At 27.6% G+C, this 6,881-nt stretch carries 9 protein-coding genes and 1 tRNA gene; 6 read left to right on the plus strand and 4 right to left on the minus strand.

Going from position 1 to position 6,881, the window contains the following annotated elements; translation table 11 throughout:
- Nucleotides 1–2: 2 nt before the first annotated feature.
- Both ABY863_RS05710 and ABY863_RS05715 read right to left on the minus strand, forming a co-directional pair.
- Entirely contained in the window at nucleotides 3–1,346 is a 1,344-nt protein-coding gene (locus ABY863_RS05710; protein ID WP_372793305.1) for a TolC family protein, read from the minus strand.
- Between the two features lie 3 nt (nucleotides 1,347–1,349).
- Nucleotides 1,350–1,955 carry a TetR/AcrR family transcriptional regulator gene (locus ABY863_RS05715; protein ID WP_372793306.1) on the minus strand — a complete coding sequence of 202 codons (606 nt, stop codon included), beginning with the start codon at nucleotides 1,953–1,955 and terminating at the stop codon, nucleotides 1,350–1,352.
- A gap of 158 nt (nucleotides 1,956–2,113) precedes the next feature.
- Here ABY863_RS05715 and ABY863_RS05720 point away from each other — a divergent pair, with 158 nt between their 5' ends.
- The gene (locus tag ABY863_RS05720) at nucleotides 2,114–3,079 is read left to right on the plus strand and encodes a polyprenyl synthetase family protein (RefSeq protein ID WP_372793307.1); all 966 of its coding nucleotides are present in this window, start codon (nucleotides 2,114–2,116) and stop codon (nucleotides 3,077–3,079) included.
- Nucleotides 3,079–3,426, plus strand: a complete 348-nt coding sequence (locus ABY863_RS05725) for a hypothetical protein (RefSeq protein ID WP_372793308.1) — start codon at nucleotides 3,079–3,081, stop codon at nucleotides 3,424–3,426. The genes ABY863_RS05720 and ABY863_RS05725 overlap by 1 nt, the downstream gene beginning before the upstream one ends.
- Here the strand turns inward: ABY863_RS05725 and ABY863_RS05730 are convergent.
- Nucleotides 3,410–3,928 carry an alpha-ketoglutarate decarboxylase gene (locus tag ABY863_RS05730; protein WP_372793309.1) on the minus strand — a complete coding sequence of 173 codons (519 nt, stop codon included), beginning with the start codon at nucleotides 3,926–3,928 and terminating at the stop codon, nucleotides 3,410–3,412. The two genes, ABY863_RS05725 and ABY863_RS05730, sit on opposite strands and share 17 nt — an antisense overlap.
- A 103-nt stretch (nucleotides 3,929–4,031) precedes the next feature.
- Between ABY863_RS05730 and ABY863_RS05735 the strand changes: the two genes are divergently transcribed.
- Both ABY863_RS05735 and ABY863_RS05740 read left to right on the plus strand, forming a co-directional pair.
- Nucleotides 4,032–4,105, plus strand: a tRNA-Ile gene (locus ABY863_RS05735).
- Between the two features lie 384 nt (nucleotides 4,106–4,489).
- Nucleotides 4,490–4,690: a PID-CTERM protein-sorting domain-containing protein gene (locus tag ABY863_RS05740; RefSeq protein ID WP_372793310.1), complete on the plus strand. Its 201-nt coding sequence runs from the start codon at nucleotides 4,490–4,492 to the stop codon at nucleotides 4,688–4,690.
- Here ABY863_RS05740 and ABY863_RS05745 read toward each other — a convergent pair whose 3' ends face one another.
- Nucleotides 4,691–5,275 carry a riboflavin synthase gene (locus tag ABY863_RS05745; protein WP_372793311.1) on the minus strand — a complete coding sequence of 195 codons (585 nt, stop codon included), beginning with the start codon at nucleotides 5,273–5,275 and terminating at the stop codon, nucleotides 4,691–4,693.
- Between the two features lie 62 nt (nucleotides 5,276–5,337).
- On the opposite strand from ABY863_RS05745, the gene pdxA reads away from it, so the two are divergent.
- Both pdxA and ABY863_RS05755 read left to right on the plus strand, forming a co-directional pair.
- Entirely contained in the window at nucleotides 5,338–6,390 is a 1,053-nt protein-coding gene (gene pdxA, locus ABY863_RS05750; RefSeq protein ID WP_372793312.1) for a 4-hydroxythreonine-4-phosphate dehydrogenase PdxA, read from the plus strand.
- A 56-nt stretch (nucleotides 6,391–6,446) separates the two neighbouring features.
- On the plus strand, nucleotides 6,447–6,881 hold a 435-nt coding region (locus tag ABY863_RS05755; protein ID WP_372793313.1), incomplete at its 3' end, for a DUF177 domain-containing protein.

Here is a 6,881-nt window from a genome sequence, read left to right on the forward strand (position 1 = left end):
TTTTAGTTGTTAATTGGTGTGTTTAATGCGTTGTCTAAAGCGGCTTTATTTGTAATTACATTTAACATTGCCTGTAAATAATTTTGCTGCATTGTGTAAAGTTGTCTTTGAGCTTCAGATAATTCAAAACTTGTAGAAATTCCTTCAGAAAATTTTATTTGTTGTTTGTTTTCTATTCTTTCAGCAAGGGCTAAATTATTTTTTGAGGTGTCAAATTCTTCTAAACTAAATTTATATTCTGTTTTGGCAGATTCTAATTGAAGTTGTAGTTTTTGTGACGTTTCGGTTAAATTAGTTTTTGATTTTTCAAGTTCAATTTTTGCTTGTTGCGTTCTTGAGTTTCGTGCAAAACTGCTAAAAATTGGTATTTCTAGGCTTACTCCTAATAATGAAGAATCAAACCATTGTTGTTCCTTTTTTAAAAAATCGAAATTTTCACCATAACCGGCATATCCAAAATTCACAAAACTGCTTAAGGTTGGTAATGCTTTACTTTGTTCTAATTTAACTAAAAGATCATTAGATTTTTCAGTGTTTTTAGCAATCTTATAATCAATGTGATTTTCAATAGTTAAGTCAGATGAAAGTAATGCTAACTTGCTATTTTCTTGCGCTAAACTATTTAATGAATCTGTTAATGTTACCTTAGTGAGTATATCAATTCCTAAAGTAATGTTTAGCATTTTATAAGCAATACTATTTAAATTTTTGGTTTTTGAGAGTTGACTTTTAACTGAAGCTAAGGTTATTTTTAGCTGCTCAACACTTTCTTCTTCACCTAAGCCATTTAAATAAATTTCATTTGTTTCATTTACGTTTTTCTCTAAAGTTTTAATGTTTTTTTCTAAAATTAAGATGCTTTCTTCACTTAGTAAAACATTTCCATACGAATTAATAACAGCTTCTCTAATGCCTAATTCAGTTTTTTCTTTTGCATTTTCTGAAATTTTCAAATAAACTTTAGCCGATTGTAATCCTACAATATAGGAACCGTCAAAAATTAATTGTTTTAAAGTAGCAGTAGCATTTATGCTTTGTTTGGTTCCAAAAGCAACTTCAGTAAATTCACCTTCAGTTCCACCAAAAATTTCAGCAGGGATTAAGGAAACTTGTTGTTGAATCCAATTTTGATAATCTATTGTTGCACTTATTTGTGGAAGACCAATTGTGGTAGTTTCCCATTTTTTTAGTTTTGCTGCATCAATATCTCGTGATGCGTTAATTGCTGAATAACTATTTTTTAATGCATAATCAATTGCCTGCTTAAGTGATAAAGAAATGCTTTCTTGGGCATTTATATTAAAACTAAATAGTATTCCAATTAGTATTAGTACTGTTTTTTTCATTATTTAATTTACGTTTTGTTGAAGTTGTTGTTCTAATATTTTAATTCCTTTTTCTGTAGCAATAGATCTTATGTGGTATTCAAGGGTTTGAAACTCTAATACTGTTATTGTGTTTTTAGTGTAACTATGTATATTACTGTCATGAAGGCTCATTTTTAGTGAGAAATAGAATTTTGTTATTAGGTCTATATTAATATTCTTTCTATATAATCCTTCATGAATTCCTTTTTCTAAATTTTTAGAAATACAATCTTTAAACATTTCATATTTATCAGCTGTTATTTTATTGAAAATTTCAGGATAATATTTTTGAAGTTGGTACATTGGTGATTCATCTACCTGATTTAATAATTCTTTAACCTTTTTATTAATTTCAAAATTTTCCTGAATGGCATTGTGACCTGAATTGCAAATACAACTAATGGCATTATGAATGCATTTTTGGGTATGTGCAATGGTTTCGTTAACAAGCTCTGTTTTGTTCTTGAAAAATTTATAAATTGTTTTTTTTGATACCGCTAATTCATTGGCAATGTCATCCATTGTGACGCTTTTAAATCCGAATTTCAAAAAAAATTCAGAAGCCTTTTTTAAAATGGTTTCCTTCATATTGTATATTTATCTCTAAAATGAGCGTGCAAATATATGTAAGGAAACTAAAGAAACAAAAAAAGTTTCCATAGTTTTAACAATTTAATAACATTTTATTTTAATTTAGGTTTAATAAAACAGATGAAAGCAGTATTTTTACTATAAAATAAGAGTATATGAGTATTGAAGTTTATAAAGAGGATTTTTTAACATATTTAAATAAAAAGGTAGTTTTAAAAGAGCCTAAAAATTTATATGCACCTATTCAGTATATTTTACAAATAGGAGGTAAGCGTTTAAGACCAATATTAGCAATAATGACTTGCGATTTATTTGGTGAAAATCCCCAAAAAGCCTTTGACGCTGCTTTGGCAATTGAAGTGTTTCATAATTTTACATTGGTTCATGATGATATTATGGATAGTGCTCCTATAAGGAGAGGAAAAGAAACCGTTCATAAAAAATGGGATGTTAATACTGGTATTTTATCTGGTGATGCTATGATGATAATGGCATACCAGTGTTTTGAAAATTACGAACCAATTATCTACAAAAAATTATTAAAATTATTTAGTCAAACGGCGCTGGAAGTATGTGAAGGGCAGCAATTAGATGTTGATTTTGAAATAAGAAACGATGTGACAATTTTAGAGTATTTGAAAATGATAACTTATAAAACATCTGTTTTGGTGGCTGCTTCAATGAAAATGGGTGCTATTATTGCAAATGTAAAAGAATCAGAAGCCGACAGTATTTATGATTTTGGTTTAAACCTTGGAATAGCATTTCAGTTACAAGATGATTTTTTAGATACTTTTGGAGATGAAACAACTTTTGGAAAGAAAATAGGAGGCGATATTATTGAAAACAAAAAAACCTTTTTGTACTTAAAGGCAATTGAAGTTTGTGAAACTAAAGATAGAGAAAGTTTGTTGAAGTTGTATAATTCTGAAAATTCAAAGGATAAAGTAAGTGAAGTTACCAATTTGTTTGAAAGAAATAAAATACCAGCGATTACAATTTCAGAAATTGAAGCTTATACAAATAAAGCGTTTAAAGTTTTAGATGAACTGTCAATTTCAGAAAAAAAGAAAGTAGTTCTTAAAAACTTTGGTTTAAGTTTAATGAAACGCACCATTTAATGTTACCTGTACCAAATGCATTAGAATTATTACAAAAAGTTGAAGTTGAAAATTTATATCAACATTTAATTATGCAGTTAAATAAAGATTTTCAATTATCGAATTTGAGTGAGAATTTTGAATTATCTTATACACCAATTCAATTAAAAAAAGTATTAAATAAGTTAGTATTAAATCTACTAACAAATAATTATGATGATTATTTAAACTTAATGTACAGAATAGATGTGCCTGAAAAAGAATTGGCAACATTAAAGGCTGAAAACTTAGAAACCACAGTTGAACAAATAACTTTTTTAATTTTAAAAAGAGAATATCAAAAAGTTTGGTTTAAAAATAGACTCTAAAAATCGGCGATAAGGCCGATGAATAAATAACATTGGTGGTTTTATCAAATAACACATCATATCTCAAACCCATAGAAATATTTCCGGTAACATATTCAGCTCCAATATATAATGCAGGTTGCCAAAGATCAAATCCAAAGTCAGAAGCATATTTTTGATCAATTTTTAATTGCTCAAACTCAGTAGAGAATTGAATTGTATTCATTGGTTTATACAAAGCTAAAATGCTTCCTCCATAAATATTTGTTGTTGAATTAATAGTTGATTTGTTTTTAACATAAACATACTTAAAACTTAAACCAGCACTAAATTCATTGGAAAAATCATATAAAACACTTGGTGAAATTGAGAATGTAGAGTAACTGTTACCTACTCCTATGTTAATTCCACCACCAAAACGTACATCATCAATAAAACGATGTTGCTCTAAATCCGAGTTTTGTCCCGTTAAATTAAGATTCACAAAAAAAATAAAAGTGTGTAATATTAAGATTTTACGCATATTAAATGTTTTTAGCTAAAATAATTTATTTTTTAGAAATATTTTTGTGAAATAAATATTGTGCATAAAGTAAATTAGTATTATTTTTGCAACCTAATTTTTAGGTCCCATAGCTCAGTTGGTTAGAGCACCTGACTCATAATCAGGTGGTCCTTGGTTCGAGCCCAAGTGGGACCACTACTACAAATAAAGGTTTTACAGTGATGTGAGACCTTTTTTAGTTTTAAATAGGGTTATAATTGTTAATTTCTTCGTTTGGTATTTTAATTAGTTGGTTTTTTTAAAACAAGCCAATTATACTAAATAATATGCAATTGGTTTATTTATCGATAAAATTTACAGTGAAAGAAAATTTTAAATTTATATTTGCTGAAAGTTAATAACTTGAATTTTGTAAAAATTTGTTAAAGTCATTAAATTATTTATTTTAAAATACTGATTACTAAATGAATATGCTAAAATCAGAAACCTTATTTTAAATGAATATCAAATTTAATTTAAAAATAATTACTATATTTGTGAAAATTTGTTTTAATTTAAAATACATAACCCCAACCCCTAATGAAAAGTAGATTTAGTAAATATTTATTAAGTTTTTGCTTAGTTTTAATTTGCTCCTCCGTATTTGCGCAAAAAGAAATCCCTGTGCCAGGAACAAATACCGATCCACCTCCTGGATTTCTTCCAATAGATGGAGGTTTGTCCTATTTGTTAATTGTTGGTATTGCATATGGTGTTTTCGAATTGAAACGAAAAAAATAATTATTTTTCTAGCAATCTAGCTACATATTTACCAATCACATCAAATTCTAAATTAATTACAGTCCCTTTTTTAAAAGTATGAAAATTAGTAAATTCATAGGTGTAAGGAATAATAGCAACTGAAAAACTATTCTTTTTAGAATTTATAACTGTTAAACTTGTCCCGTTTATAGTAATAGAGCCTTTTTCAATAGTAATATTGTTTAAAGTATTATCGTATTCAAAACTATAAACCCAACTACCATCTTCTTCTTTAACATTAGTGCAAACAGCTGTTTGATCTACATGACCTTGAACTATATGGCCGTCTAATCTAGCTCCAAGTACCATTGCTCGCTCTAGATTTATTAGATCACCAATTTTAAGATATCTAAAATTAGTTTTATCTAATGTTTCTTTAATTGCAGTAACAGTGTATTCATTATCATTAATATTAACTGTTGTTAAGCAAACACCATTATGAGCTACACTTTGATCAATTTTTAAGTCACGTGTAAAGTCACTTTCAATAGTTATATGAAAATTCTCACCTTCTTGAACTATATTTTTTACAATACCTAAGCTTTCTATTATACCTGTAAACATAATTTTATCAATTTATTTGATTACTTTTGACCATTCAAAATTAAGTATAATAAACCTGATTGATGGACAAATCTGAAAAAATAATACTAGGAATTTCTATAGGAGATTTTAATGGAATAGGAATTGAAGTTGCTTTAAAAACATTTTTAGATAAGAGAATGCTAGATTTTTGTACACCTATATTATTTGGTTCAACCAAATTAATTACAGCTTACAAAAAAAACATGGATATTAATGTACTTTTTAATGGTATAAAACAAGTTGATCAGGCAATCCACGGAAAGGTGAATATCCTAAATTTATGGAATGAAGAAATTGAGATTAACATAGGAAAACCTACAAAAATCTCAGGACAATACGCATTTAAATCTTTAGATGCTGCAACAAATTCATTAGTTAAAGGAGAAATAGATGTACTTGTAACTGCGCCTATAAATAAAGACAATATTCAGTCTGAGAATTTTAAATTTCCAGGGCATACAGAGTTTTTAGAATCAAAGTTAGAAGGAGAGAGTTTAATGATTTTAATGACCGATAAGCTAAAAATAGGATTAATAACCGGCCATATTCCCGTTTCTAAAATTTCCGAAACAATTACACCTGATTTAATTAAGAAAAAAGTAGCAATTTTATACAATACTTTAGTTCAAGATTTTGCTATTTCCAAACCTAAAATTGCAATTTTAGGATTAAATCCTCACTGTGGGGATCACGGTGTAATAGGTAATGAAGATGATGAGATAATAAAGCCAACAATTGCTGAAATACAAAATACAGGTCAGTTAGTGTATGGACCATATGCTGCAGATAGTTTCTTTGGATCTGAAAATTACAGAAATTTTGATGCAATTTTAGCAATGTACCATGATCAAGGTTTAGCACCCTTCAAAACATTATCTTTTGGTGAAGGTGTTAATTTTACTGCGGGTTTAGATAAAGTGAGAACCTCACCAGATCACGGTACAGCTTATGAATTAGCAGGGAAAGATTTAGCGAATATAAACTCATTTAAAGAGGCCGTTTTTGCTGGAATTCAAATATTTAAGACAAGAAAAGAGTATAAAAGTTTGACGGAAAACACTTTAAAACGATCAAGGCAAAAAGAAAAGCGATAAATATTTATAATTTATTTATAATTTTATATCTTTGCACGCTCAAATTGAATTTTAATATGAAAGATTTAAAAGAATTTGATATTTCTTTTGTAGGTTTAAAAGATGGAGTTAATCAATTTGAATATAGAATTGAAAATGAGTTCTTTGATTTTTTTGAATACGATGAATTTTACAGTTCAAATATTAAAGTAGATTTAGCTTTTTTGAAGAAACCTACACTATTTGAATTAAATTTTACTTTTGTAGGTTGGGTTGAAGTAACTTGTGATGTTACAAACGAATTATTTAAGTACCCAATTGAAACCAGTATAGATTTAGTTGTAAAATTTGGACAAGAATTTAATGATGAAAATGAGGAATTATTAATTATACCTTATTCAGATCATAAAATTAATGTAGCACAATATATTTATGAAGTAATTGTATTGGCGTTACCATTAAAAAGAATTCATCCAGGTGTAAATGACGGAACGCTACATTCAGAAGTATTA

Origin of the sequence: Lutibacter sp., from assembly GCF_041562875.1 — a bacterium.
Taxonomy (GTDB): domain Bacteria; phylum Bacteroidota; class Bacteroidia; order Flavobacteriales; family Flavobacteriaceae; genus Lutibacter.

Bases quoted from the DNA above. Each gene is read 5' to 3' on its own strand.
- ABY863_RS05710 (WP_372793305.1), bottom strand. From the start codon at position 1,346: ATGAAAAAAACAGTACTAATACTAATTGGAATACTATTTAGTTTTAAT.
- ABY863_RS05715 (WP_372793306.1), bottom strand. From the start codon at position 1,955: ATGAAGGAAACCATTTTAAAAAAGGCTTCTGAATTTTTTTTGAAATTC.
- ABY863_RS05720 (WP_372793307.1), top strand. From the start codon at position 2,114: ATGAGTATTGAAGTTTATAAAGAGGATTTTTTAACATATTTAAATAAA.
- ABY863_RS05725 (WP_372793308.1), top strand. From the start codon at position 3,079: ATGTTACCTGTACCAAATGCATTAGAATTATTACAAAAAGTTGAAGTT.
- ABY863_RS05730 (WP_372793309.1), bottom strand. From the start codon at position 3,928: ATGCGTAAAATCTTAATATTACACACTTTTATTTTTTTTGTGAATCTT.
- ABY863_RS05740 (WP_372793310.1), top strand. From the start codon at position 4,490: ATGAAAAGTAGATTTAGTAAATATTTATTAAGTTTTTGCTTAGTTTTA.
- ABY863_RS05745 (WP_372793311.1), bottom strand. From the start codon at position 5,275: ATGTTTACAGGTATAATAGAAAGCTTAGGTATTGTAAAAAATATAGTT.
- pdxA (WP_372793312.1), top strand. From the start codon at position 5,338: ATGGACAAATCTGAAAAAATAATACTAGGAATTTCTATAGGAGATTTT.